The sequence below is a fragment of the Pelagicoccus sp. SDUM812005 genome (assembly GCF_031127875.1).
Taxonomy (GTDB): Bacteria; Verrucomicrobiota; Verrucomicrobiia; order Opitutales; family Opitutaceae; genus Pelagicoccus.
Map to the genome: position 1 here is coordinate 1 of NZ_JARXIA010000020.1, position 24,684 is coordinate 24,684.

At 59.3% G+C, this 24,684-nt stretch carries 20 protein-coding genes and 1 other RNA gene; 14 read left to right on the plus strand and 7 right to left on the minus strand.

Annotated features, from left to right (window positions below; genetic code table 11):
• Positions 1–5,572 (minus strand): putative Ig domain-containing protein (locus tag QEH57_RS19905; RefSeq protein WP_309008545.1); only part of this gene is annotated, 5,572 nt, incomplete at its 3' end.
• Positions 5,573–5,759: 187 nt separating this feature from the next.
• The gene (locus QEH57_RS19910; RefSeq protein ID WP_309008546.1) at positions 5,760–6,581 is read right to left on the minus strand and encodes a metallophosphoesterase family protein; all 822 of its coding nucleotides are present in this window, start codon (positions 6,579–6,581) and stop codon (positions 5,760–5,762) included.
• A gap of 94 nt (positions 6,582–6,675) precedes the next feature.
• On the opposite strand from QEH57_RS19910, the gene QEH57_RS19915 reads away from it, so the two are divergent.
• A complete protein-coding gene (locus QEH57_RS19915) occupies positions 6,676–6,894 on the plus strand; it encodes a hypothetical protein (RefSeq protein WP_309008547.1) in 219 nt (72 codons plus the stop codon).
• Between the two features lie 57 nt (positions 6,895–6,951).
• On the opposite strand, the gene argA is transcribed toward QEH57_RS19915, so the two are convergent.
• Both argA and QEH57_RS19925 read right to left on the minus strand, forming a co-directional pair.
• The gene (gene argA / locus QEH57_RS19920; RefSeq protein ID WP_309008548.1) at positions 6,952–8,265 is read right to left on the minus strand and encodes an amino-acid N-acetyltransferase; all 1,314 of its coding nucleotides are present in this window, start codon (positions 8,263–8,265) and stop codon (positions 6,952–6,954) included.
• 63 nt (positions 8,266–8,328) lie between these two features.
• Complete coding sequence (locus tag QEH57_RS19925; RefSeq protein ID WP_309008549.1) at positions 8,329–9,069, minus strand: hypothetical protein; 741 nt, start codon at positions 9,067–9,069, stop codon at positions 8,329–8,331.
• Between the two features lie 300 nt (positions 9,070–9,369).
• On the opposite strand from QEH57_RS19925, the gene QEH57_RS19930 reads away from it, so the two are divergent.
• From QEH57_RS19930 to QEH57_RS19970, 9 genes are all read left to right on the plus strand, one after another.
• Positions 9,370–11,133, plus strand: a complete 1,764-nt coding sequence (locus QEH57_RS19930) for a proline--tRNA ligase (RefSeq protein WP_309008550.1) — start codon at positions 9,370–9,372, stop codon at positions 11,131–11,133.
• A gap of 19 nt (positions 11,134–11,152) precedes the next feature.
• Positions 11,153–11,461: an ATP-dependent Clp protease adaptor ClpS gene (locus tag QEH57_RS19935; RefSeq protein ID WP_309008551.1), complete on the plus strand. Its 309-nt coding sequence runs from the start codon at positions 11,153–11,155 to the stop codon at positions 11,459–11,461.
• Complete coding sequence (locus QEH57_RS19940) at positions 11,448–11,969, plus strand: hypothetical protein (RefSeq protein WP_309008552.1); 522 nt, start codon at positions 11,448–11,450, stop codon at positions 11,967–11,969. The genes QEH57_RS19935 and QEH57_RS19940 overlap by 14 nt, the downstream gene beginning before the upstream one ends.
• A gap of 3 nt (positions 11,970–11,972) precedes the next feature.
• Positions 11,973–12,467, plus strand: a complete 495-nt coding sequence (locus QEH57_RS19945) for a hypothetical protein (RefSeq protein WP_309008553.1) — start codon at positions 11,973–11,975, stop codon at positions 12,465–12,467.
• A 56-nt stretch (positions 12,468–12,523) separates the two neighbouring features.
• Positions 12,524–12,706, plus strand: a non-coding RNA gene (ssrS, locus tag QEH57_RS19950) — 6S RNA.
• A gap of 68 nt (positions 12,707–12,774) precedes the next feature.
• Entirely contained in the window at positions 12,775–13,113 is a 339-nt protein-coding gene (locus QEH57_RS19955) for a hypothetical protein (RefSeq protein WP_309008554.1), read from the plus strand.
• Positions 13,114–13,247: 134 nt separating this feature from the next.
• Complete coding sequence (locus QEH57_RS19960) at positions 13,248–14,147, plus strand: aldo/keto reductase (protein ID WP_309008555.1); 900 nt, start codon at positions 13,248–13,250, stop codon at positions 14,145–14,147.
• A gap of 108 nt (positions 14,148–14,255) precedes the next feature.
• The gene (locus QEH57_RS19965; protein WP_309008556.1) at positions 14,256–16,448 is read left to right on the plus strand and encodes a DNA polymerase domain-containing protein; all 2,193 of its coding nucleotides are present in this window, start codon (positions 14,256–14,258) and stop codon (positions 16,446–16,448) included.
• A 75-nt stretch (positions 16,449–16,523) separates the two neighbouring features.
• Positions 16,524–17,009 (plus strand): cupin domain-containing protein, encoded by a 486-nt coding sequence (locus QEH57_RS19970; RefSeq protein WP_309008557.1) that lies wholly within the window; start codon positions 16,524–16,526, stop codon positions 17,007–17,009.
• 56 nt (positions 17,010–17,065) lie between these two features.
• On the opposite strand, the gene QEH57_RS19975 is transcribed toward QEH57_RS19970, so the two are convergent.
• Positions 17,066–18,748, minus strand: a complete 1,683-nt coding sequence (locus QEH57_RS19975; RefSeq protein ID WP_309008671.1) for an FAD-dependent oxidoreductase — start codon at positions 18,746–18,748, stop codon at positions 17,066–17,068.
• A gap of 65 nt (positions 18,749–18,813) precedes the next feature.
• Here QEH57_RS19975 and QEH57_RS19980 point away from each other — a divergent pair, with 65 nt between their 5' ends.
• Together QEH57_RS19980 and QEH57_RS19985 are read left to right on the plus strand one after the other, a co-directional pair.
• Positions 18,814–19,347, plus strand: coding sequence for a shikimate kinase (locus QEH57_RS19980; RefSeq protein ID WP_309008558.1), 534 nt, complete (start codon positions 18,814–18,816; stop codon positions 19,345–19,347).
• Complete coding sequence (locus QEH57_RS19985; RefSeq protein WP_309008559.1) at positions 19,344–20,570, plus strand: QueG-associated DUF1730 domain-containing protein; 1,227 nt, start codon at positions 19,344–19,346, stop codon at positions 20,568–20,570. Before QEH57_RS19980 ends, QEH57_RS19985 begins: the two co-directional genes overlap by 4 nt.
• Positions 20,571–20,603: 33 nt before the next feature.
• Here the strand turns inward: QEH57_RS19985 and QEH57_RS19990 are convergent, their stop codons facing one another.
• Together QEH57_RS19990 and QEH57_RS19995 are read right to left on the minus strand one after the other, a co-directional pair.
• A complete protein-coding gene (locus QEH57_RS19990) occupies positions 20,604–21,008 on the minus strand; it encodes a thioesterase family protein (RefSeq protein WP_309008560.1) in 405 nt (134 codons plus the stop codon).
• Between the two features lie 62 nt (positions 21,009–21,070).
• Entirely contained in the window at positions 21,071–22,258 is a 1,188-nt protein-coding gene (locus QEH57_RS19995) for a glycosyltransferase family 4 protein (RefSeq protein ID WP_309008562.1), read from the minus strand.
• 218 nt (positions 22,259–22,476) lie between these two features.
• Here QEH57_RS19995 and QEH57_RS20000 point away from each other — a divergent pair, with 218 nt between their 5' ends.
• Complete coding sequence (locus tag QEH57_RS20000; RefSeq protein WP_309008563.1) at positions 22,477–23,358, plus strand: phosphopantetheine-binding protein; 882 nt, start codon at positions 22,477–22,479, stop codon at positions 23,356–23,358.
• 54 nt (positions 23,359–23,412) lie between these two features.
• Positions 23,413–24,681 (plus strand): beta-ketoacyl-[acyl-carrier-protein] synthase family protein, encoded by a 1,269-nt coding sequence (locus tag QEH57_RS20005; RefSeq protein ID WP_309008564.1) that lies wholly within the window; start codon positions 23,413–23,415, stop codon positions 24,679–24,681.
• Positions 24,682–24,684 lie beyond the last annotated feature (3 nt).

Sequence of the window (24,684 nt, forward strand, 5' to 3'; positions counted from 1 at the left end):
AGGCTTCGTCCGCTACGCCGTGGTTGGGCGTAGCTGTGGCTGCGGAATCGTCGGTAGTCCACGCGGAGTCGCCTGCGTCCGACTTCGATCCGTCGCTCAAGCCGGAGAAGTCCTCTTGCCATAGCGTTTCGCCTTTGGTTGAGGACACCGTGGGTCCGTCGTTTGTATTCTCAACTTGAATACTGAAAGTGTCGGATGCGCTCGAGCCAGCTTCGTCAGTAGCGGTCACGGTGACGGAGATGTTGCCGACGTCGCCGTTTTCTGGAGTGCCTGAGATCAGGCCGGTTTCTGCGTCGATGGAGAGCCAGCTTGGCAGGGGATCGCCGTTTTCGAGGGTCGCGGAGTAGGTGAGGATGTCGCCTGCGTCAGCGTCGGAGAAGTTCGCGGATGCGTCTAGACTGAAGGCTGAGTCCTCTTCGACGCTTTGGTCGGCGATTACCGAGACGGTCGGACCGTCGTTGGTATTCGAAACTTGGATGCTGAAGCTGGATTCCGCAATGGATTCGCCGTCCGATGCGATGACTGTGATTGCGAGCTCGCCGACATCGCCGTTTTCGGGAGTGCCAGAAAAGACACCGGTGTCCTCGTCGAAGGACAGCCATGCGGGAAGCGGATCACCGTTTTCGAGGGTCGCTTCGTAGACGAGTTCGTCTCCGGGATCGATGTCGGAAAAATTGCTCGAAACATCTAGGTTGAAGCTGGAATCTTCTTCAACGGATTGGTCGTTAATTGCAGACGCGGTGGGGCCGTCGTTTGTGTTTACGACTTCGATCGTGAAAGCTGAGGAGGCGCTTTCTACACCATCGGATGCGATGATTTTGACGGAGATTTGTCCGACGTCTTCGTTTTCAGGCGTTCCGGAAAGCTCTCCTGTAATCGAATCGATGGAGAGCCATGAGGGGAGCGGATCGCCGTTCTCGAGCGTAGCTGAGTAGGAGAGCGTGTCGCCGGTGTCGACGTCGTGGAAAGCGGTGGACGCGTCGAGGGTAAAGGTCGAATCCTCGTGTGCGGATTGGTCGTCGATTTGGGAGGCGACGGGACCGTCGTTTGTATTTTCAACCTGGATACTAAGGGTGTCTGATACGGATGATCCGGAGGTGTCGGTGGCGGTAACGGTTACCGATATGGTACCCACGTCTCCGTTTTCTGGTGTACCGGAGAGTTCTCCGGTTGTTTCGTTGATGGAGAGCCAGGCAGGCAAGGCAGAGCCATCTTCCAGCGTTGCGGAATAGGAGAGCGTATCGCCGAGGTCGACATCGGCGAAGTTGCTGGAAGCGTCCAGGGAGAACGGTGAGTCTTCTTCGATCGAGCGGTCGGCTAGATTCGCAACGAGAGTGGGACCGTCATTGGTGTTTTGTACGGCGATGGTGAAGGTTTGGCTGGCGTCGAGGGAGCCGTCGCTCGCAGTGACGGTGACTTGTAGGTCCGATACGTCGGCATTGGTCGGGGTGCCTGAGAAGCTGCCGGTTTCTGAATTGAAGCTGAGCCAGCTAGGGAGCGGATCACCATTTTCTAGACGGGCAGAAAAGGTGAGTGAATCGCCTTGGTCTACGTCGGAGAAACTGCCTGAAACATCGAGGGTGAATTCCGCATCCTCGCTTGCGGTCGCATCTTCGATTTCCGATGCGATGGGACCATCGTTTGTGTTTAGGATTTGAATACCGAAGTTCTTGGTTACGGTGGATCCGCTTTCGTCTGTAGCTGTGACGTTGATTGAAAGGGCACCTACGTCGCCGTTCTCTGGAGTGCCGGAGAAGGTGCCGGTTTCGGCATCGAATTCTAGCCAAGTCGGTAGGGGCGATCCATCTTCAAGCGTGGCATCTAAAGTGAGGTTGTCGTCTGAATCGAGATCGGAAAACCTGTCTAGGACATCTAGGTTGAAGGTCGCGTCCTCTGAAACTGCTTGGTCGGAAATGGGGCGAGCTAATGGACCGTCGTTGGTGTTGACGACTTCTAGGGTAAAGGTGCCGCTTGCGCTTTCTCCGCTTTCGTCGGTCGCAGTGACTTGGATACGGATTTTTCCTACGTCGCTGTTGTCGGGGATTCCGGAGAGTTCTCCGGTGATAGGGTCGATGGATATCCAGTCTGGCAGATCGGAGCCGTCGGAAAGCTTGGCTGAGTAAGTGAGGGTGTCACCAGTGTCGATGTCGCTGAAGTGGGATGCGGCGTCGAAGGAGAAGGCGCTGTCCTCATCTGTGTTGATCGGGGTGAAGTCCGTGGTGACAACGGGGCCGTCGTTGGTATTTTGTACTTCGAGGGTGAATACGTCCGATATGGCGGCTTCGCCATCGTCGGCGACGACACGGACGGATAGGCTGCCGACGTCAGCGTTTCTTGGCGTTCCGCTGAATGAGGCAGTGAAGGGATCGAAGCTGAGCCAATCTGGAAGGGGGGATCCGTCTTCTAGGGTTGCGGAGAAACTGAGTGTATCGAAGAAGTCGGGGTCGCCGAAGTTGGATGAGACGTCGAGTGAAAAGGCGGCGTCTTCTGCGGTGGATAGGTCTTCGATTCCGGCGGAGACGACGGGGCCGTCGTTAGTATTCTCGACGCTGAGGTGAAGGCTCGCGGATGCGGTTTCTTGGCCGTCGCTCGCGGAGACGGTGAGCTGCAGTTCGCCGACGTGCGCGTTTTCTGGGTTGCCCGAGAGTTCGCCTGTCAGAGGATTGATGCTGAGCCATTCGGGCAGTTCGCTGCCGTCTGCAAGGGTGGCGGAGTACGTTAGCTCATCGCCTGCATCGACGTCGCTGAAAGCGTCTGAGGCGTCAAAAAGGAAAGGGGCGTCTTCGGTGGCAGTTTGTTCGGGGATGAAGGTTGCGACAGGACCGTCGTTGGTGTTCTCGACTTCGATGGAGAAGATGGCGTTCGCGTTTTCGGTCCCATCGGACGCGACAACGAGAATAGAGAGGGAGCCGACGTCGTCGTTGTCGGGAGTGCCTGAGAATTTACCTGTGGTTTCGTCGAACGTGAGCCATTCCGGCAGTTCGCTGCCGTTCATCTGGGTGGCTGAGTAGGTAAGCGTATCGCCAGCGTCGACGTCCGAGAAGGCGTCTGAGACGTCTAGGGAGAAGCCGCTGTCTTCTGCAATCGCCTGGTCGACGATGGCGGTGGCGACGGGCTTGTCGTTGGTGTTCTCCACCATGATCGCGAAGAAGTCGTCGGCGCTTTTGGAGCCGTCGCTGGCAGTGACCTGGATGGTGAGCATGCCGACATCGTCGTTGCCTGGCGTTCCGGAGAACTGTCCGGTGGCGGAATCGAAGGATAGCCAATCTGGAAGCTCGGATCCGTCGGGCAAGGTAGCGGTGTAGGTGAGCTGGTCGGCGAGGTCGCTGTCGCTGAAGTTGTTGGCGATGTTGAAGGAGAAGCTGCTGTCCTCGTCGGCGCTTTGGTCGGCGATAGGGGAGTCGAGCTCAGGCGCGTCGTTTTGGTTTTCGACGTGCAGGGAGAAGGTATTGGATACGCTTTCTCCGGCGGTGTCGGTGGCGCTGACCTTGATTTCGATGTCGGAGTCTTGGCCCTGGGGAGGAGTGCCGGTGAGCTTGCCGGTCGCTGCGTCGATGCTGATCCAGTCAGGAAGTTCGCTGCCGTCGGCGAGGGTGGCAGCGTAGGTGAGGCTGTCTCCGAATTCGCCGTCTTCGTCGGAGAAGGAGGCGCCGGCGTCGATGTCGATGAGATCGTATTCGCTGATGGATACGTCTTGGATCTGGGTAAAGGTCGGGCGGTCGTTTACGTTTTCGATCTCGAGGGTGAAACTGGTGGTGGCTTGCTCCCCGCTGGAGTCTGTAGCGGTGATCTGGATACGGTGTTCTCCGACGTTCTGGTAGGAGGGAACGCCAGTGATTTCTCCGGTTTCGGCGTTGAAGCTCAACCAGCTGGGGAGCTGGGCGCTGAGCGTGAGGGTATCGCCGGCATCGATGTCCGAGAAAAGGTTTTCGGGTAGGGTGAAGGAGAAGGCGGCGTCTTCGTTGGCAGTTTGGGCGGCAACGGAGAAGGTGGCGACGGGCGCGTCGTTGATGTTCTCTATATCAATAGAGACGGTGGCGGCTTGGGCGGACCAGTCGGCGCCGTCGAAACCGGACCACTGGAAGTCGGTGTGTCCGTTCCAGTTTTCGTTGGGCTGGAAGGCCACGTTTGGGAGTTGGTCGACGGAAATTGTTTGGCCGAGCTCGATGGTTTCGCCCGCTAGGGTGAGGCTTCCGTTTTCGGGAAGGGAATCGATGCGGACGGACTGCAGGGTATCGTCGCCGTCTACGTCGGAGAAGGCTTGCTCGAAGGTTTCGCGTTCGAAGGAGATGCTGGCGTCCTCGGTTCCGGAGAGGTCGACTGCGGCGATTTCGGGAGCGTCGTTGGCGTCGGCTGGCTTGAGGGTGAGGGCCCGGTCGATCTGGGTGCCTTCTTCGTTTTCAATGCGGAGGGTGAGCCCGTAGCTTTCGGGGGCGGTTTCGAAGTCGATGGAGGTGCCGTCCTTGAGCTTGAGGTTGGAGCCTTCGATTTCGAAGAGGCCGGACGGGTCGGATAGGATGCTGTAGGTGAAGGGGCCTTCGATTTCCTTTTCGGAGCCGAGGGCTTCGAGGGAGCCGATGGTGTAACCGGCTTCGTTTTCGAGCACGTCGTTTCCGGAGAGGGAGAGGGTGACGTTTTCGTTGTTGAAAGGGTCTGGCAGGACGACTGTGAGCTCGCTGCGGTCGATGACCTTGTCTTCTTCGGTCGGGTCGGTGACGACGACGTCGATCTCGACCTGCTTGCCGGCGTCCTCCTCGCCGATATCGACGACGACTTCGACGGTGCCGTTTTCTTCGTCGACGATGGTTTCCGAGTCTACGACGTTGCCTTCCTCATCGACGACGACGGCGTTGACCCGGAATCGGGTGAGGTCGAGGAAGTCGGTGTCGAGGGTGTCGCTCACGTCGACGGTGACGGAGCGGGTGTTTCCGTTTTCGGAATCAGCGGTGGCCTTCGCTTGGGCGCTGGCTTGGTTTTGTACCTGCGGGCCTTGGGCGCTGCGGAAGGAGGTGAACTGTTCTTCCTGGGGAGTGTTTTGGGCGGTGTGGGCTTGCTCTTCCTGGCTCTCGAGCTTGCCCATGGCTGCGAGGGTGAGGGTTTGGAAGTAGTTTCGAAGCTCTGGATTTTCCTCGCCGTCCTCGTTCAACTTGAATCCGTCGAAGGCGGAGGTGTTTTGGGAAAGGGCGCTGATGATGGAAAGGAGGGTGACGCTTTGCAGGACGACGTTGCCGGATGCGTCGTCGGGCTCGAAGTTGATGCCGCGGAGTCCGCTGGCGTCCTGCTCGGCGGATGCGTCGTCGAGCGAATTTTGGAAGTTGTCGGCGGTGATGGTGGTCCCGTCTGGGAGCTCGAGCTCGGTGCTTTCGGCGAGGAGGAAGTTCTTGAGGAGGTAGGACGAGCCGTCCTTGGTCATCACGAGCACGTCTTGCCCTTGGGGGACCATGTCGGCGATCTCTTCGGGGTTGGTGAGTTTCAGCGAATCGCCGGCGTTGAAGTCGAGGGACTGGCCGTTGGAGAGTTCGTAGGCTGTGGGGGTAGAGGAATCTCCTGAGTGGTGGAAGCGGAAGCTCATATGCTGTGATCGATCGATGTTAACTGAATCCGCGCGTAGGGCGCCTATTCCTCATCGGATCACTCCGCAAAAAACTTACTGTATAAGGGCGGATTTAGCCCAATTTCCCGCATTCCCGCGGCTTTTATTTCCTAGCTGCCTTTGGGATCGTTTACCCAAACGCTAGGGCTTTTCCCTCGCCGGGAGCTTAAATATGAAAGGTGGCGAGGGTACGGCCGATTTCGATCGCGTTCTGATTCTTGCGAATTTTGCGGACGCGTAGCTCGTTCCCTTCGATGTCTATGCAGCGGGCTCCGGGCCAGGGAAAGTAGGAGCCGAGGTTGACGACGGTTTGCTCTCCGCGTTTCCAAATGCCGGGATTGTGGGTATGGCCGACTACGATGACCTTAGGGGTCAGGCCGAATCGCTTCGTGAGCGAAAGGGCGCGCTCGGGGACTTCGCCCCAGGCCTTGAGGATGCGAAAGGGGGTGGTGGGGGGCCAAGTCTGGTGGAGGAAAATCTTCAGTTTTCCCCAAAGGGTGGGATTGTACTTTTTGTCGTCCTTGTGGGCGCGGATGGTGACTTCCTTGTGGAGCTGGAGGTAGTCGTGCAGGTCTTGCTGGGTGCTTCCGGTGGCCTGCGCATCGATGATGGAGGCGTGCTTGCGGAGGTTTTCGATGTTCGAGCTCCAGGGGGCGATGTCGGGGAAGAGGCCATCTCCGTGGGTGATGAAGACCTTGCCTTCGAGGAGGCTGAGGGAATGGATATCGGAGATTTCGGGGTCGTGGTTGCCGGTGATGATGCTGATGCGGCAGCCCCATTTAGAAGCTTCCTCGTCGAAGCGTTTCTTTTCCCGGCTCGCGTCGTAGTGCGCGATGTCGAGATCCCCGTACTTGAGCTCGAGTGTGTCGCCGTTAAAGATCAGCCAGTCAATGCCTTCTGCGAGGGGGGCAAGCGCCCGCAATTCGTCGATGACGCTGGCTTTGTGGCCGACGTGGAGATCGGAGACGATACGGATCTTGGCTGGCATATTTTGTAAAAAGGAGGAAACGACTTATCGGATGCAAGGCGAGCCCCTAAAGAGGGCAAGCGGGAATCCGATGTATGGGGAACCAATCGTTACTATGAAGGCTAAGAATTTCGAACAGTTGCTCGGCGGCGCTTTTGCCTCGGGCCTTTCCCGCGACGCGATGATCGGCTTGAACGGTCTGGGGCGTAGCATCAACGAAAAGTCGGCTGAGGATGAGCTCTTCGAGACGGCGATTCGCAAGGCCAACGACGAGCAGCTGCGCAAGCTGGCCCGCCTGAGGATCGACTCGGCCGCGTCCAAGCATTTGGACTAGCGGGTCGGTGATCGCAAGGCTCGCTACGCAGGCGCGTCGCGAACCCTCCGCAGTGCGTTAGGCGAAGGTTTTGAGCAGGACTCTGGACTGGCGCTGGTTGGCGTCGTAGCTAGCCCGTCTGCTGGGAGGCAGGATGGAGGGACTCGCTTCTTCGAAGCCGAGCAGGCTGGTGAAGAAGTTTTGCGTTTGCGTCGATAGGGCGATGACGCGGCGAGCTCCTTCTTGTTCGGCCAGCTGGCAGGCGAAGCGCACGAGCTTTCGGCCGATACCTTGGCGTTGGTAGAAGGGGTGCACGAAGAGGGAGCTGACCTCGCGCAGCTCCGGGTCCTCCTCGAAACGGTCGAGCAGCACGCAGGCCATGATGTTTCCGTCCACTTCGTATACGTAGTAGTGGTGGATCTTTTCCTCGATGGACGCCATGGAGCGCTCGACCAGCTCTTCGCGGGCGACGCCGCTGCGGGTGAGGTGGTACACGAGTGGGACCTCGTCGCGGGTGGCGCGGCGTATCTGTTGGTATTCGTTTCCGTAGATGAGAGTTCCGACGCCTTCGTTGGAAAATACTTCCCGTACGAGTCCGTCGTGGATGCGGCCGTCGAGGATGTGGATGCGGGAGATTTCGGCCTTCACGCCGCGCAGGGCTTGGTGGGCCTTGCTCTGCATGGCAGGAGAAAGGGATTTGAAGTCGGCGCTGGCGATGAAGTTTTCCAGCTCGGCGACGGGGATTTGCTGGGTGAGACGCCCGCCTTGGCTGAAGCCGTTCTCCTCGGAGAGGAAGAGGATTTTGGTGGCTCCGAGGGCGATGGCGGTGTCGACGGCGAGGGCGTCCGAATTGATGCGCAAGGTGTGCCCGTTGCGATCGAAGCCGATGGGCTGGATGATCGGGATAATGCTCTTGGCGATGAGGTGGCCGAGGAAGTCAGAGTCGATCTGGTCGGTTTTGCCGGTGTTGAGTAGGTCGACTCCTTTGAGGATGCCGACTGGCTTGGCTTTGACGGAATTGGTGATGGCGCACTTGAGTTTGGCCTTGGTGAGGGCTTCGAGGATCTGGTGCGAGACGCGGGAGGAGGCGCGGATGGCGAGGTCGAGGGTGGGGCCGTCGGTGGCTCCGCTGCCGTCGGTGTTGCTCGGGGTGATGGAGCGCGCGGAGGAGAGGTCGGCCAGTTGCTTGCCGATGCCGTGCACGATTACGACGTTGATCTGCAGGCTGCGCAGGACGGCGATGTCGAGCAGCAGGTTGGGCAGGTTGTCGCTCTCGATGATGGATCCGTCGAGTGCGACTACGAAGGTTTGTCCCAGAAATCTGGGTACGTAGTTAAGGATGCCGCGCAGGTCGGTCGGCTTGATGGTCTGTTCGCTCTCGCTTGCGTCCATGATTCGTAAGGTAGTCGTATTCAAGCCAATGCAGGAGGGGAAGCAAGCGGAGAGTGGGATGGGCTACTTCGCGTTCGGAGCGGGCGGTCCGGCGTCTTGCTCCTCTTCGACGGTGGCCTTGCTGGGATCGAGGTTGGTGATCTGCCACTGGGCGAGGCGGTCCTGGTTCACGAAGCTGACCGATATGGTTTCGGCTGCCATGGGATCGGTGGGGATTAGGAAGGTGGCGGGAGTGGGTTCGCCCACGAGGAGGCTGGGGTCGACGTCCTCCATCTTTTCGGCGTAGAGGGTGGCGAGGATGTAGAGTTCGCCATCCTTGTAGAAGCTGAGTAGGTGAAGCAGCTCGTGTTCAGCCAGCGGGGCTGGGACGTGGACGCGGATGGGGAGCGGCTCGCCAGGGGTGAGGGTGTCGGGGGACTCGGTCTTGAGAAAGCCGGGGACGAGGACGGGCTTGCCGGCCATGTAGTACTTGAGTTGCTCGGGAATGACTAGGTCGAGGGCGTCCGGATAGGCACGGGAAGTGGAGCGGGCGGGCGAGGCGATCTCGACCGCTTCGGTGGCGCGGTCGGTCTTGATGCTGTACCACTCGTAGAAGTTTTTCTCCACGATGGCGTTTTTGCGGTCCATCATGGCCTGGAAGGGTTCGAAGGCTTTGCCGTCCTTGCGGTATTCGAGGTTGATCCAAGTGTAGACGCCCATGAAGAGGACGATGGTGAGCGCGATGGGCCACAGGGGCCAAGGCTTGCGGTCGGCGATGCCGCTGGGCAACTGGGTCTTCGGTTCGGGCTTCTCTGGCGTGCTCATGAGCTTGCTTAGGGAGCGCGAATTGAGAGGGAGTTAAAGCTCGAAATGGGGCGGGGGCGGCGGTGGACCGAAATCGGCGGAGCTCGGGGTGCGCAAAAGTTATATAACGTTGGACGAAACTTGCGTAAAGCGGAGCAGGGAGAGGGCCGGGCGTTCGGGAGGATTTTGGGGGAAGGGGAAGGTTGGCGGAAGGGATTGAAATAGGGAGAGGGATTGGGTTGGGGGCGGGGAAGATGGGTCGGCTTTATTTAAGGATTGTATGAGTGGAGCGGCGGCGCATTTTTTGGGCCCTCTATCACCATGGACTACTGGAGCAAGCTATACATCCCAACTCTCAAGGAAACGCCCGCGGAAGCGGAAATCGATTCGCACAAGCTGCTCCTGCGAGCGGGGCTGGTGCGTAAGATCGGGAGCGGCATTTACGCGTTCTTGCCCTTGGGGGCCAAGGTCTTGGAGAACGTGAAGCGCCTTTGCTGCGAGGAGATGAACCGGGCCGGGGCGATGGAGCTGCTGATGCCTGCGGTCGTGCCTGCGGAATACTGGAAGGCTGGACCGCGCTGGAATGCGGCGCGGGAAATTATGTACCAAGTGGCCAGCGCGGGCGAAAAGGCGGAGTTTCCGGAGGAGCCGACTTTCGTGCTCGGCCCGACGCACGAGGAAATTATCACGCCGCTGATCGGCGGCGAAGCGACGAGCTACCGCGACATGGGGAAGACTTTTTATCAGGTCCAGACCAAGTTCCGCAACGAGATCCGGCCCCGCTACGGTCTCATGCGCGCTCGCGAGTTCATCATGAAGGATGGCTACAGCTTCGACGCGACGGACGAGGAAGCGACGGCGACCTACCAGAACATAGCCAAGGCCTACGAGCGCTTCTTCGCTCGCTGCGGCTTGAAGTTCATCTCGGTCGAGGCGGACACGGGCGTGATGGGCGGCGCGTTTTCGCACGAGTTCATGGTACCTGCGGAAGTGGGCGACGACGATGTGGTCTACAACATCGAGAGCGGCTACGCGGCGAACGTGGAGAAGGCGACCAGCGCCTTGGTGCCGGCGGACCTCGAGGATGCGGCGGCGGTTGGCGAAATCGAGAAGTTCGAGACGCCTGGCGTTAAGACGATCGAAAAGCTCGCTCAGGAGCCCTTCAACATCCCGGCCGACCAACAGTACAAGACTTTGCTCTTCGTGGGCGACGACAAGCTCTTCGCAGTGGTGGTTCGCGGTTGCGATCAAGTGGAGGAAGCCAAGCTCGGCTCTCTCGGCTATTCCCTGATTCGCCCGGCTACCGTGGACGAGATTTTCGAAGCCATGGGCGCGTATCCAGGAAGCCTGGGCGCGGTGAAGGGCACGATCAAGAACCGCGAGAAGCTTGACGGCATCTTTGGCGACAACGCGATCCGCTTGATCGGCAATGGCGTGACGGGGGCCAACGAGAAGGCCATGCACTTGAAGAACGTGAACGTGGTCCGCGACCTGGACATCGACCGTTTCGGCGATTTCCGCAAGGTGCAGGCCGGCGAGCCTTGTCCGGTTTCGGGCAAGCCGCTGGAGATCCAGCGCGCCATCGAAGTGGGCCACATTTTCAAGCTCGGCACCAAGTACAGCGAAAACGAGGAGTACGGCGCCCAATACGTTGACAAGGACGGCAATCGCCAAGCTGCGGTCATGGGGTGCTATGGTATCGGGATTTCCCGTACCTTGCAGTCGATCATCGAGCAGAAGCACGACGGCAACGGTATCGTTTGGCCTTGGTCGGTCGCTCCCTACCAGGTCATCATCACGGTTCTCGATCCGGGTATGGAAGAAGCGGATACGCTGGCGCTCAAGCTCGGCGAAGCTGCGGAAGCGGCTGGCGCGTCGGTGCTGGTCGACGATCGCGAGGAGCGTCCGGGCGTTAAGTTCAAGGACGCGGATTTGATCGGCATCCCGCTGCGCCTCACCATTGGCGGACGCGGCTTGAAGAACGGCGAAGTCGAGATGAAGTGGCGCGACCGGGACGAAGTGCAGAAGGTGGCGATCGCGGATGCGGAATCCGTGTTGGTCGAAGGGATCAAGGCGAAGTCCTGAACGGTCTTAGATTAGATTGATGGTAGCACCGGTAACTAGCGTAGGTTCGCCAGCGGCGGACCCGAAGACGAAGGACGAAACGGCGCTCTCCGATGTGTGGGGAGTGATCGTGCTGAACGATCCTGTGAACCTGATGTCCTATGTGACCATGGTGCTCGAGCGCGTGCTGCGCATGTCGCGCAGCAAGGCGGAGGAGCATATGATGGAAGTGCACCACAAGGGGCGTTCGCTGGTCTGGAAGGGCAATCGCGAGAAGGCGGAAGGCTACGTGTACCAGCTGCAGGAGTGGCACTTGAACGCGATATTGGAACGTGATGAGGCAGATTGAAATCAGGCTAGATCCGGCTTTGGTCGAGTCCTTGCTCAAGACCATCCAGCCCGTGCTCGATGCCTTGCAGAACGAGTTGGCGACTCCGGCGGAATTGCCGGAGGACGACGAGCTGCTGGAGGACTTTTGGAAGAGCGACTTGCTCGATTCCCAGCGGGAGGAGCTGAAGGTGATCGCCAATCTTTTCGATGACGAGTTCATGCTCAGCGGTCGGGCGTTGATCGCGGAGGACGAGATGGACAAGGTGATCCGCGCCTGCTCTGCGATCCGTTTGAAGCTGCGCGAAACCATGCTGGCTCCCATCGGCGATTCGCAGCTGGAGGAGGGGAACCTCGAAGGCTTGGAGTGGACCGATGAGTTGCAGATCGGCTACGCGGCTTACGCCCTTTTCGCCAGCCTGCAGGAGTTGATCATCTCGCAGCTTGCCGCGCCGGGGCCCGAAGCCTCCGAGGAGGGCGATGGCCTCGACTGGGGTGGCGACGAAGAAGACTTGGAGGACGAACGATAGACGATGAGCAGTTATTCCTGTATCCACTGCGGCGAGACAGCTGCCAAGAACCACGATTGTTGCTCGGCTGGCTGCGACTTGGCCCGTCGCTTGCCGCGAGGCGAGACGGACTTGCCGGCGACCTGGCAGCTGGGAGTGGCCTTGGCTTGGGGATTCCTGCTTTTTAACCAATTGCTTTTTGCGGGAATGGACTTGCTGGCGCTGTCGAAGAACGCTCCGGACAATGCGGCGAAGTTTGCTATGGCGTCCTTGGTCGCGGGCGGCGTGGCGCTGCTGGCGAACGGGTTCTTCTTCGCGATTTCCAAGCCGAAGCTGTTCAGCGACTGGCAGGTGCTGGCGATCAGCGCAGGCCTCGCCTTCGTGGGCGGATATCGCTTAGGTGAAATCTTCGGCGAGCCGCTGGTTCTCGGATTCCTGATCGGTAACTTGCTGGTCAGCTTGTGGTTAGCCAGAGGGCTGCTGCGGAAGCCGGCGTCAAAAAAGCGGCAAAAGTTTTAGGCGGTCCGCATTGGGGTTGACCCGCTGGCGGCGGCGCTGAGTATCGGAGGTCTTCGCGTACCCTGCGGTGTTCGAGGTGCTGATAAAACGCTCATCGCCTACTTTACTTTTACGGGAGTCTCGAAGGGTAGTTGATGCTAAGCCGTAAACCGGAAAGCAGAGGCTGCCTGACGGTCGCCCACCTGTATATAAACAGGACTATGAGCCCCTTCGGCATACGGCACAATGGTGGGGTACGCGTATTTTTTTACGAAGAGCGATTCATAGATTGCTCTTTCCGGTAAAGGCTTGGTAGAGGTGGTCTTATATGGACCCGAGAATCTATTCAATTATCCACGTCTTTTCGATCCTGATGCTGAGCGGCTCGATCTTCTACATCGCCGCCAATCCGCAAAAGCATAAGAAGTCGAAGATGATGGCGATCAACGGTATCGTTGGTCTGATCGCCTTGGTAGGCGCCTTCGGTTTGATCGCTAAGCTTGGCTACAGCTATTCGGCCGGCTGGATTATCGTAAAGCTGGTCGCCTGGCTTTTCCTGATGGGACTCGCCGGCATGGCGTACAAGAAGCCGAAGGGATTCGTGCTTTCGGGACTGATCATTTCCCTAGGGGTGGCTCTGTACATGGTCTACTTCAAGCCGTTCTAGGCGGCAGCTTCGCTTAAACAATTTGGAAGGCTCCGGGATCTTGGTCCCGGGGCCTTCGTTGTTTCTGGTTGAGCTGGCTCGGGGTACTTGTCAGCGTTGGGGACTCGATTGCTAACCCTAACCCCGCCAAAATTATGAAGCGTAGAGATTTCCTCGGTCGCGTAGCGGGAGCTGCCATGGCGGCTCCTTTGATTGGTTCCGTCGCCTATTCGAAGCCGGAGGACTCCCTGCCGGAAGTGCCGCGGGTGACCTTCGGGAAAACGGGGATCGCCACCACGCGGCTGGCCCAGGGGACGGGGTTCAATGGGTGGAATCGGCAGTCCGACCAAACGCGGCAGGGATTCGAGGGATTCGTGAACCTCTTGCGCCACGGCTACGACCGGGGGATTCGCCTGTTCGATTTGGCGGATTTGTACGGCACCCATTATTACTTCCGAGAGGCCCTGCGTTTCATCCCTCGCGAGGAGGTGACGATCCTGACCAAGCTGTGGTGGCGCTACAACGACGAAAACCCGAAGCGCCTGAGCCTCGACGAGCAGCGGCGCTCCGCCCGCACCGCAGTGGAGCGCTTTCGCATGGAGCTGGGGGTGGACGCGATCGATATCTTGCTGATGCATAACGTGACCTCCGCGGAGTGGGACGAGGATATGGCGGGTTACCTGGAAGTCTTGCAGGAGTACCGGGATCGCGGCGTGATCCGAGCCTTAGGCATGTCGTGCCATACCTTGGTGGCCTTGAAGCGGGCGGCGGAAACGCCTTGGGTGGAGATCGCCCTGACGCGCATCAATCCATACGGGAAGCACATGGACGGCACGCCGGAGGAGGTGATGCCGGTGCAGCGCCGCTTCAAAGAGCGGGGGGCGAACGTGATCGGGATGAAGATATTCGGGGCGGGCGGCTTGGTCGACAAGCGGGACGAGTGCATGAAGTTCGCTCAGAACCTTGGCTACCTGGACGCCATGACGATTGGCGCCCGAAGCCCGGAGGAGATCGACGACAATATCCGATTGATGGCGAAATACCCGGCGAGCTGAAAGCTGGATGGATGAGGTGGCTCCGCGCCTCCGACGCCGCGAGGCGAGCGTCGAATCTACCTCGTAATTTGCGTGGACGCGGGCTGAAGCACCGCGCTACGGTTTGGCATGACTGGCTCTGTATTGGAATCTCTTTGCGGTGTGTGGGTAAGTCCCGAGGGCGTGGCCCATTTGACCTGGGCGAACGCTTCGGGGGAACGCCGCGACGAGACGCGACCGTTTGTCCCCTTTGTTTGGGGACGCGAAGAGAAGGAGTGGGCAGAGTTGGAGGGAGTCGTCGCCGAGCGCTTGTCGGGAGACGGCGAATACAATCACTTGGTCCGCTTCGATTCGTTGGAGTGCTACCAGCAATTCGTGAAGGAGCGGGGGCGTAGCGGATCCATCGATTGGATACGTTTGCTGGAAAGCCAGTTTCTCATGGAACAGCGGCTTCGCCTCTTCGATGAGATGAAGTTTTCCGACCTGCGCCGGCTGCAGTTGGATATTGAAACGGCTTGCGAGGTGGAAGGCGGATTCAGCACTCCGACCCGCAAGGGAGATCGGGTGTTGGCGATCGGGCTACGTTGTGGAGAACAGGTGGAAACGCTGGTCCTAGAGGAGCGGACCGATGCGGCGGAGCGGGCGTTGCTGAAGCAGTTGAACAAGCGTATTCAGGATCTGGATCCGGACGTGATCGAAGGGCATAACATCTTTAAGTTCGACCTTGATTACCTGCATCGCCGTTCGAAGCGATTTAAGCTTGCTCCACAGTGGGGCCGCTACGGGCAAAGCGCGTCTTTTCGCAAGACGCGGATCCGAGTGGCGGAGCGCATGATCGACTACACGCGTTGCGATATTCCGGGACGTGCGGTGGTGGATACATATTTGTTGGTGCAAATCTTCGATATCACTTCGCGCGAAATGATGTCCTACGGATTGAAGGAAGTCGCGAAGTTCTTCGGCGTGACTTCTCAGGAAGGCGAGGAACGAACCTATATCGAGGGGTCGAAGATCCAGTACATGTTCGACGAGGATCGGGAGACCTTCCTCGAGTACCTTAAGGACGACTTGCGGGAGACGGAGGGAGTGGCGGATCGTCTGCTGCCTACCTACTTCGAACAGGCGAAGGCGTTTCCGACGACCTTGCAGGAGGCTTGTTTGCGTGGGTCGGCGAGCAAGGTGGATCTTGTTTTCCAGGAAGAGTACTACCACGCTCGGGCGGCTTGTCCGATGCCGGGCGAGGTGAGCTCTTTCGAGGGCGGCTACACGGCGAGCTTTGCGGAAGGCGTCTATGAAAAGGTGCTGCATTTCGACGTGGCCTCGCTGTATCCGAGCTTGCTGCTCTTGATCGACCGCAATCCCAAGCGGGATCACCTGCAGGTGTTTATTCCGATGCTGAAGCGTTTGCGGGAGTACCGATTGAAGTACAAGAAGTTGGCTCGGGAAACGGAGGATGCGTCCTTGGCTAGCGAATACGACGCACGGCAGAGCAGCTTTAAGATCTTGATCAATTCGTTCTATGGTTACCTCGGTTTCTCGGGGGCTCGCTTTGGGGATGCGGCCTTGGCGGCGGAGGTGACAGCGAAGGGGCGCGAGATCTTGCAATCGCTCATCGAGTTTTTTCGGGAGGCAGGCTGCGAGCCGCTGGAGGCCGATACGGATGGTATCTATGTCTGCGCCGGCAAGTATTTCGATAACGAGGACGCATTGCTGGCGAAGGCTCAGGAGATTCTGCCCAAGGGGATCGAGCTGGAGTACGATGGGAAGTATGTATCCATGTTTTGCTACAAGGCTAAAAATTACGCATTGTACGACGGTGAAAAAGTTACGATTCGCGGTTCTGGACTGCGTTCCCGCGGTATGGAGCCGTTTTTAAAGGACCTGACTTGGAAGTTGATTTATAGTTTGCTGGGCGCGGCCGAGGGAGATCCCGCTCGCCTAGCCATGGAGGTGGAGTCGAAGATCCAAGCCCAGGAGCTGGCAGTGGAGGATATCGCCAAGTCGGAAGTCTTGAGCCAGAGCCCAGAGGCGTATCAGAAGAAAATGGATACAGTGGGCAAGCCTCGTCGGGCCTCGGCCGAGGTCGCGTTGAAAATGGAGAAAGCGGTCGGCATGGGGGATCGTGTTTCGTATTTTATCCAACCCAAGAAACCGGGGCAGACGAGTGATTGGCAACGAGCGTATCCGGTAGATGGTTACGAGAAGAACGACCGTCCGTACGATCCGAGCTACTACGTGAAGAAGCTGAACGACTGGCGGAAACGCTACGCTCCGTTTTGCCCCGCTTTGCTCGAGAACCCGGATCAAGGAGAGTTGTTTTAGAAGGGGGAAGGTTAAAGGGAGGAAGATTGGGGCGTTATTTTAACCACAGACGACACAGGTTTACACAGATGATCTATGAATGGGATGTTGGTTGAGGAGATTGTGGCTCGTTTGGGGTTGGAGCGGTTGGATCACGAGGGCGGTTGGTTTCGGCGAATCCATACGGGTGAAAAGCGGAGCGAGGGCCGGGCCTGTTGCACTACGATCTACGCGCTTTTCACTCGGGAGGAGTTTTCAGCTCTGCACCGCTTGGATGCGGTGGAACAGTTTTTCTTTCTAGATGGGGATGCCTTCGAGGTGTTTCGGATCGGGTCGGAAGTCGAGGGGCGTTGGGAAACGCTGGGGCGTGATTTCGAGAAGGGCGAATCGCCGCATTTGGTGTTCGATCCGGGCGAATGGTTCGGTGGGGTTCCCGTGGCGGGCGGCAAATGCGGCTGGACGTTGATGAGTTGCGTGGTGACGCCTGGCTTCGAGTGGGAAGGATTCGAGGTTGGTCGGCGCGATGACCTTTTGGCGGTGTATCCGAAATATGGGGATTCCATTCGATTGCTGACGCGATAGTTTTTTAACCACAAGAGGCACAAAGATCACAGAGGGTTGCTTGGGGCTTTTTGTAGTTAAGATTTTCTCTGGATGAAAACCGGATAGGGGGAGTTGGGGTTGTTTTGGGGATGGGGTTCGATTTTGGTTTGGAATTGGGTTTTGGGAAGGTGAGCGAGCCAGGCTAGGACTTGCTCGACTTCTTGTTGGGCTCCGGGGTGGGCGGGGTAGAGGGTGACGACGAGGATGCCGCCGGGCTTGAGGAGCTGGAGGCTGGCCTCGAGGGCGGCGAGCGTGGTGTCGGGGAGGGTGATGACGGAGGCGTCGCCGCCGGGAAGGAAGCCGAGGTTGAATACGATCGCGGCGATTTGGCCGTGGTGTTCTGCGGGGATCGTTTCGAGCAGGGTTTCGTGACCGGCTTGGATGAGGGTGGTTTGGGGGAGCAGCTCGTACTTTGCGAGACGGGTGCGGGTGGTGGCTAGGGCTTGCTCTTGTATGTCGTAGGCGAATACGTGTCCGGTAGGACCTACGGTCTGGGCGAGCCATTGGGTGTCGTGGCCGTTGCCGGCGGTGGCGTCGATGGCGAGGTCGCCGGGTTGGAGCGTTCGTTGGATGGCTTCTTTGACGACGTTGGTAGCGATCCAGCGTTTGGGTTTGCTGAGCGCATTTTTGATGAAGCGGGCGGGGAGGACTTCGGAGGGGAGGGGAGAAGAGCGAAGGGGGGCATTTGACGGGATAAGTGTCTGGGTGAGCGCGTTGGCGAAGTAGGGGATTTGCAGGGAGCCTTTGCTGCCGAAACCGTTGAAGGCGATGAGTTGTGGGTGCAGGGGGTGCGGGCCGACGACGGGGTAAGCGCCTGCGGTGGCGGGTCGCACGCCGGCGCGGATTTGGTCGAATTGCCAGGTCTTGGGGCCGAAGTGGGAATCGAGAAATGTCGTTAGTTCTTGGATACCGGATTCGTCGGGCGTGTCGGTGGAGTCGTCCCAGTTGTAGGTGGCTCCGACTTGGAGGGTGCCGTCGTGGCGGGGGACGATGAATTTGCCTTTGAGGATGATTGGAGCTCCGGAGTGGGAAGGCTGGTGGCGGGGAGCTGTTTTTAGAGTCGCGATGACGCCTTTGGCGGGTTTGTAGGGGATGAACTTGAAGTGGGGGTTGTGGGTGGCGAGATGGCCTTCGGCGAAGATGGCGAAGTCGGCGGTGTGGCCGCGGAAGGAGACGCCGGTTTCGGTAAGCTGAATCTCCTCGTAGTTGAATGTTGAGGACAGAAGGCTCTTGCGGGCGGAAAGCTGGGAGCGGAGTAGGTCCAGGAGGGCGTTGGTGTCGAGGTAGCCGGCTTTGGGAATGATGAAGCCGATTGCTGGGGCGGCGCTCTCTTGCTCTTGGGGCGAGGCGGGAGGCAGCAATGGAGTGGTGGCGTTTGAGTAGGCGGGGTCTTGGAGGCGCTTTTGCCAGAGCTTGGCTTCGTCAGCGTTGGCGAAGTAACGGTGGATGGGGCGGGGGTGGTAGAGCGGGGCGGCGTGTTGTTGCTCGAGCTTTTGGTAGTAGGCGAGGGCGTGGGGGATGAGGGTGCCGGCTTGCCAGACGCGTTTGAGGCGTTTGCCGCCGATGGGGTTGATGAGGCCGGCAGCGACGCGGGAGCAGCGGGACTTGCTCGGGTCGTCGACGAGGAGGATGCTGTGTCCGGCGGCTTGGAAGCGTTCCGCGAGGATGCTGCCGGCGAGTCCGCCGCCGAAGATGATTGCTGTGAGGTGTTTAGGAATGGGAGTGGTGGGTTGTTAAATTTGGGATAGACTATGTAGGGGCGGGGCTTTTGGGTGCAATGAATATGAAATCGAAGCCAAACCTTTACCTCGTGGGATTTATGGGGACGGGAAAAAGTACGGTGGGACGCCAGGTCGCTCAGCGTATGGGGCTACACTTTGTCGACAGCGATAACGCGATCGAGGCGGAGCAGGGGAAGTCGATCCCCGAGATTTTCGCGTCGGTGGGCGAGGGGGCTTTCCGGGAGATGGAGCGGGCTTTTGTTGAGTCGGGCCATTCGAGCGAAGGAAATTTGATTTCTTGCGGAGGCGGCCTTGCGGTGCAGCCGGGCATGATGGATTTGCTGAAGTCGCGGGGGCTGGTGTTTTCATTGATCGCTTCGGCGAAGGGGATTTACGAGCGGACGCGGCACAATTCGAATCGGCCACTATTGCAAGTGGAGGACCCCTTGGCCGAGATCGAGAAGCTGCTGGCGGTGAGGGATCCGATCTACCAGCAGGCCCATTGCTGCATCTTGACGGAGGGGCGCACGGTGAACGAGGTGGTGAACCATGTGTGTCGTTCGTATCGCCTGGAGGCGGCCCAGCGGGCGAGATGATTGCGGGTTCGGAAAAGGAGGAACTGCGCGGGGCGATCCAGGAATTGGGCTTCGATGCGGTGCGCTTTACGGATCTGGGACCCATTCCGAATGCGCGGTTAGAGGAGTGGATCGAGGCCGGCTACCATGCGGACATGGAGTGGATGGCGCGTTCGATCGAGAAGCGTCTGGATCCCGGGTTGATTTTGGAGGGAGCCTGCTCGGTGATCATGCTGGGGGTGAACTACCTTCCGCCGGAGAACGAGGTGGCCCGCTCGCAAGCTGGCTTTGCGAAGTATTCCTTGTATCGGGATTATCATGACACGGTTTTGGCGGGCTTGAAGCGTCTGGGATCGCTTTTGGAGGAGCGTTTCGGGTTGGGTCCGCGGGAGTATCGTTACTACACGGATACGGGGCCGGTGATGGAGCGAGGCTGGGCTGCGGCTGCTGGCATGGGCTGGCAGGGCAAGAACGGGATGTTGATCTCGAAGGAGCATGGAAATTGGCTTTTGTTGGCCACGGTTTTCGTTCCTTTGGAGATCGAGGTGGATGAGCCGCTCAAGAAGAATCAGGCGGTTCGCGCCGGAGGAGCGGGTCAGGAGAAGTCGAATCACTTGGGCTTGCTGTGCGGCAAGTGCACTCGGTGTATGGATGCGTGTCCGACCGGAGCCATCGTGGAACCGGGGATTTTGGATACGCGGAAGTGCATCTCGTATCAGACGATCGAAAACCGCGGACCGATTCCAGTGGAGTTGAGGGCGAAGTTTGGCGGGCGGGTCTACGGCTGCGATATTTGCTTGGACGCCTGCCCTTGGAATCGATTTGCGGAGGCGGGGCGACTGCAGCTGCTGGAGGCTCGCTACGCTCCGGCGGAGCTGGGGTTGCTGGATCTGCTGCGCCTGGACGTGGAAAGCTATCAGGAGATTTTTCGGAAGATGCCGCAGAAGCGTACGAAGCGCAGCGGCCTGCGTCGCAATGCCTGCGTGGCGGCGGGGAACTTATTGCGCTGCGAGGACTGGTGGCCAAAGGGAGCGAGTGACGCGGAGCGCGGCGCTTTTTTGGCGGAGGTGAAAGCGGAGCTGGTGAAGATGGCGGAGAGCGAGGAGGAAGCGCTGGTTCGCGGGCACGCTGTATGGGCGGTGTATCAGCTTTGTGGCGACGAGGCGGAGGGATTGCTGGCTAAGGCGCGAGTTGGGGAGAGGGACGAGAGCGTGTTGGGGGAGTATGGGTCAGTTGATTGTTGATCCTGCAATGGGGACGCTGGCTAAAACTCAACGCTACGGGGTGAACTTTTTGTCGAGGGCTTCGCGGAAGAAGGCGGGCGGTTTGGTGGGGCGGCCGTCGGGGGTCATGAAGGCGTGGGTTGTACTGGCGGTGGCGAGGAGTTCTCCGTCTCGGGTAAGCTGGTAGGCTATCTTGATCTTGAGGAAGGGCTTTTCGGCGATGCGGGTGTGGATGGTGACGGTGTCGTCGTACTTGGCGGGGCGTTTGTATTGAACGGATACGTCGAGCACGGGCAGCATGAGGCCGCGCGCTTCGATTTCCTTGTAGGGGAGTCCGTTTTCGCGGAGGAGTTCGGTGCGGCCGATTTCGAGCCAGGGTAGGTAGTTGGCGTGATAGACGATGCCCATCATGTCGGTTTCCGCGTAGCGTACTTGGATTGTGGTGACGCTTTCTAACATGGAGGGAGGGAATGCTGGAATGAATCGCGTGACAAGCACGCTCCCACATTTTGTTGAGCTCCTTAGGAGCAGAGCTCGATGGCTCGCTCGGACTCGTCGAGGCTGGGGTCGATGGTGATGTCCCAGCGGTTGAAGAGGAGGTCGGCGGATTGCAGCCAGGTGTTGCGGCGAGCCCATTTTTTGCCGTTGCGGCCCATTTTTTCGCGGAGGTCCCGGTCTTGGATGAGCTGGGCGAAGGCTTGGGTGAGCTCGGCTTGGTTTCCGGGTTCGACGAGGATACCGTTTTCGCCATGGGAGACGGCTTCGGCGACGCCGCCGATGCGGTGGGCGACGATGGGAAGGCCGTGGGCAGCGGCTTCGAGGTAGACGAGGCCAAAGCCTTCCACGCTTTTGCGGAAGTTGACGCTGGTCATGGAAAAGATGTCGGCGCGGGCGTAGATGTCCTCGAGCTCCTCGTTGGTGACGTCGCCGAAGAAGGTGACGCCGAAGTCGACCTTGGCGGCGAGTTCGCGCAGTTCGCTTTCGTAGCCGTGCTTCTTGCCGGTGCCGACTACCCAGAAGGTGACTTGGCGGCGGAGGGGGCGGGGGAGCTGGGCGAGGGCGTTGAGGATGAAGGTTTGTCCTTTGCGCGGGTGGATGCGGCCGACGGTGAGGATGTGGACCTTCTTGGAGGTGCGGTTGCGGCGGTTTTCGATTTCGGCGAAGTCGGAGCGCAGGGCGCAGGGGGTGAGGAAGGTTTTTCGCTTGGCGTGGGGAAAGTTTCGCTTGAGCAGGCCGTGGGTGTATTCGGAGGGGGTGCTGATGCGGTCGGCCCGTTTGATGAGGGCGTTGACGGCCATGCGCTTGCCGGGATTGGCGGCGAAGGTTTGGATCTCGGTGCCGTGGAAGGTGAGGATGAGCTTGCGGGGCTTGAAGGTCTTGAAGAACTGCAGGTAGCACATGGCGAGCACGGGGCCGGGCTCGCAGAGGTAGACGACGGCGTTGCGCAGGCGTCGGCGCTCGCGGATCATTTGCATGGCGAGGCGGGCTTGGCAGGTGAGGTCTTGGCTGCCTTTGAGCTCGAGGCGGCGAATGTCGAAGGGAAATTCCGAATCTTCCTGCGACTTGGCTTTAGGGGCCCAAACTTCGACGGTGCGACCCAGTTTGACGGCGGCGCGAGCCATTTCTTCCGCGAAGGTGGCGATCCCACCCTTGGTGGGGGCGAACTCATGGGTGAGTATCAGGATCGGGGCGCTGGCGGCGAGTTCCATGTTCTGTAGCGGCCCGGCTTGGCGGCGGGCGGTTCGGATTCTGCGGGGATTGGAGGCAATGTGTAGGGGCGAATCAACTCTAAAAGCGGAGCGGGGGTAAGGGGGCATCCTCTCTAAGGGGATTCATTCTAGCTCGGTCTCGCTCTATAGGATGTGGGGGCTGGCCCGTCTTTTGCTGTTTACAAGGATAAGCGGCGGTCCTTTTTTACACGCTTCAAATGGCAAACGAGGCTTCCAGCACAAACCAGAATCCAAGCCCCGTCGAACCGAACGCCGACGAGCTCCTGAAGGAGACCCTGAAGCGTTGTTCGCCGGAGACTATTACTGCCGCTCTTGCGTTTCGTCGGAGCGGGGACGTGAGTCTGGTTCCGACGGTGGTGCTGGGCATCATCGAGCGCTTTCTGGAGCCGGAGGTCGTCGACACGCTCAAGGGCGGGGACGACTCGGTGAAGTTCATGGAAGACCTCGGGATGGATTCGCTGACGATGTTCGAGGCGATCATGATGGTGGAGGAGTCCTTGGGGGTGAGCATCAAGAACGAGGAGCTCTGGGACTTGCGTACCGTGGGCGACTTGAAGGCGTTCATCTCGGCCAAGCTTTCCGGCGTGGAAGTGGTGGCCCAGGCGAAGTCCTATCCGATCGAGCAAATCGCGGCGGTGATGCCGCAGCAGGAGCCGTTTTTGTTTTTGCAGACGGCGGAGATCGATGGGGCGACGGCGAAGGGGACGTATCGTATTTCCGGCAAGGAAGCCTTTTTGAAGGGGCATTTTAAGGAGAACCCCGTATTTCCGGCTTCCATCATGCTGGAGGCGCTCGGGCAGCTCGGCGTTTTTCACTTTTTGGTCACGGACGATTCGCAGGGGGAAAAGGCGGGGAACTCGATTTTCTTCACGGGGGCGGACGGGGTTCGCTGCAGCCGCGTTTGCAAGCCCGGGGATACCTTGGAGCTGAGCGTGGAACTGAAGCGCCGGCGCGACCCGATGGTGGTGTACGCGGGCAAGATTTCGGTCGGGGGCGAAAAGGCGGCCGCGGCGGAAGAGATTACCTTGATCGTGGCGCCTGCCGAGGAGTCGAGCCCCAAGGGCGGAGTCCAAGCTTAGGCTCGACTTGTTTCGCGAGCCGTCGTGTTTTCGTTGCTGAACGAAGCAGGCTTCATGGGACTTCAGCGAGTATTTGTAACCGGAATCGGAATAGTGAGCAGCATCGGCAACGATGCGGCCACGGTGGTGGACAGCGTGCGCAACATGAGGCACGGCTTCGAAGCGTTTACTCCGCAGAACGCGAAGATCCCGACCGAGGTCAAGCTGGCGGGAACGGTGAAGGGCTTCGATGTGAGCTCGTCGGATTTCGAGGATTGGGTATTGCCGGCTCCGTATCGGATCCGTCGCGACGTGATGCGATCGTTGCCTCCGCATGGTCCCTACGTGCATGCGAGCATGGTTCAGGCTATCGAGAGCGCCCAGCTCGAGGAAGCGGATATTTCAAATTTGGATACAGGCATGTATACGTCTTCCGGCGGGTCGACGCGCTTGATCCACCAGAACACCACGCGTCTTCATCAGCTCGGCCCTATGCGTTGTCCGCCGACGGGAATCGTGGCGTCGATCGCGGGTACGCTGAGCTTCAACCTCGTGGCCCAATTTAAGATTCGCGGCAATTCGTGCGGCTTTTCGTCGGCCTGCGCGTCTTCGGGGCATGCGATTGGGTTCGCCTACGACGATATCGCGTTGGGGCGGCAGAAGCGGATGTTCGTGGCTGCGGGAGAGGATTTGAACGACGAGTCGTTGCTGCCCTTTGCGGGGATGCGGGCTTTGTCCTTGGAGGGTGATCCCGAGCGGGCCTCCTGCCCTTTCGATAAGGGCCGTAATGGTTTTGTGAGTACGGGAGGCGGAGCGGTTTTGGTGCTCGAAAGCGAGGAGGAGGTGTTGCGTCGCGGCGTGACTCCCTATGCGGAGTTGCTCGGCTGGGGCCAGGCTAGCGATGGTCACAATGTGGCGATGTCGCATCCGGAGGGTGTTGGCCTCGTGGAGGCGATGCAGCGGGCGCTGCGTTCCGCGGCGGTAGATGCGGGCGAGATCGACTACATCAATGCCCACGCAACATCGACCTTGGTAGGGGATTTGAGCGAAGGGCGCGCGATTAAGGAAGTATTCACGAAACAAGGACACGCTCCGAAGGTTTCCAGCACGAAGGCCTTGACGGGGCATGGGCTATCGCTGGCGAGCGCGTTGGAGGCATCGATCGTTTCCCTCTGTTTGAAGGAGGGCTTTACGCCGGGTTCGGCCCATATTCGGGACTTGGATCCGGAGTTCGAAGGAGTCAATGTGATCCGGGAAACGTTGGCGGAAGGCCCGCGAGTGGCCTTGAGCAATAGTTCTGGCTTCGGCGGGGCGAACGTGAGTTTGGCCTTCCGGCGGGTTTAGGGC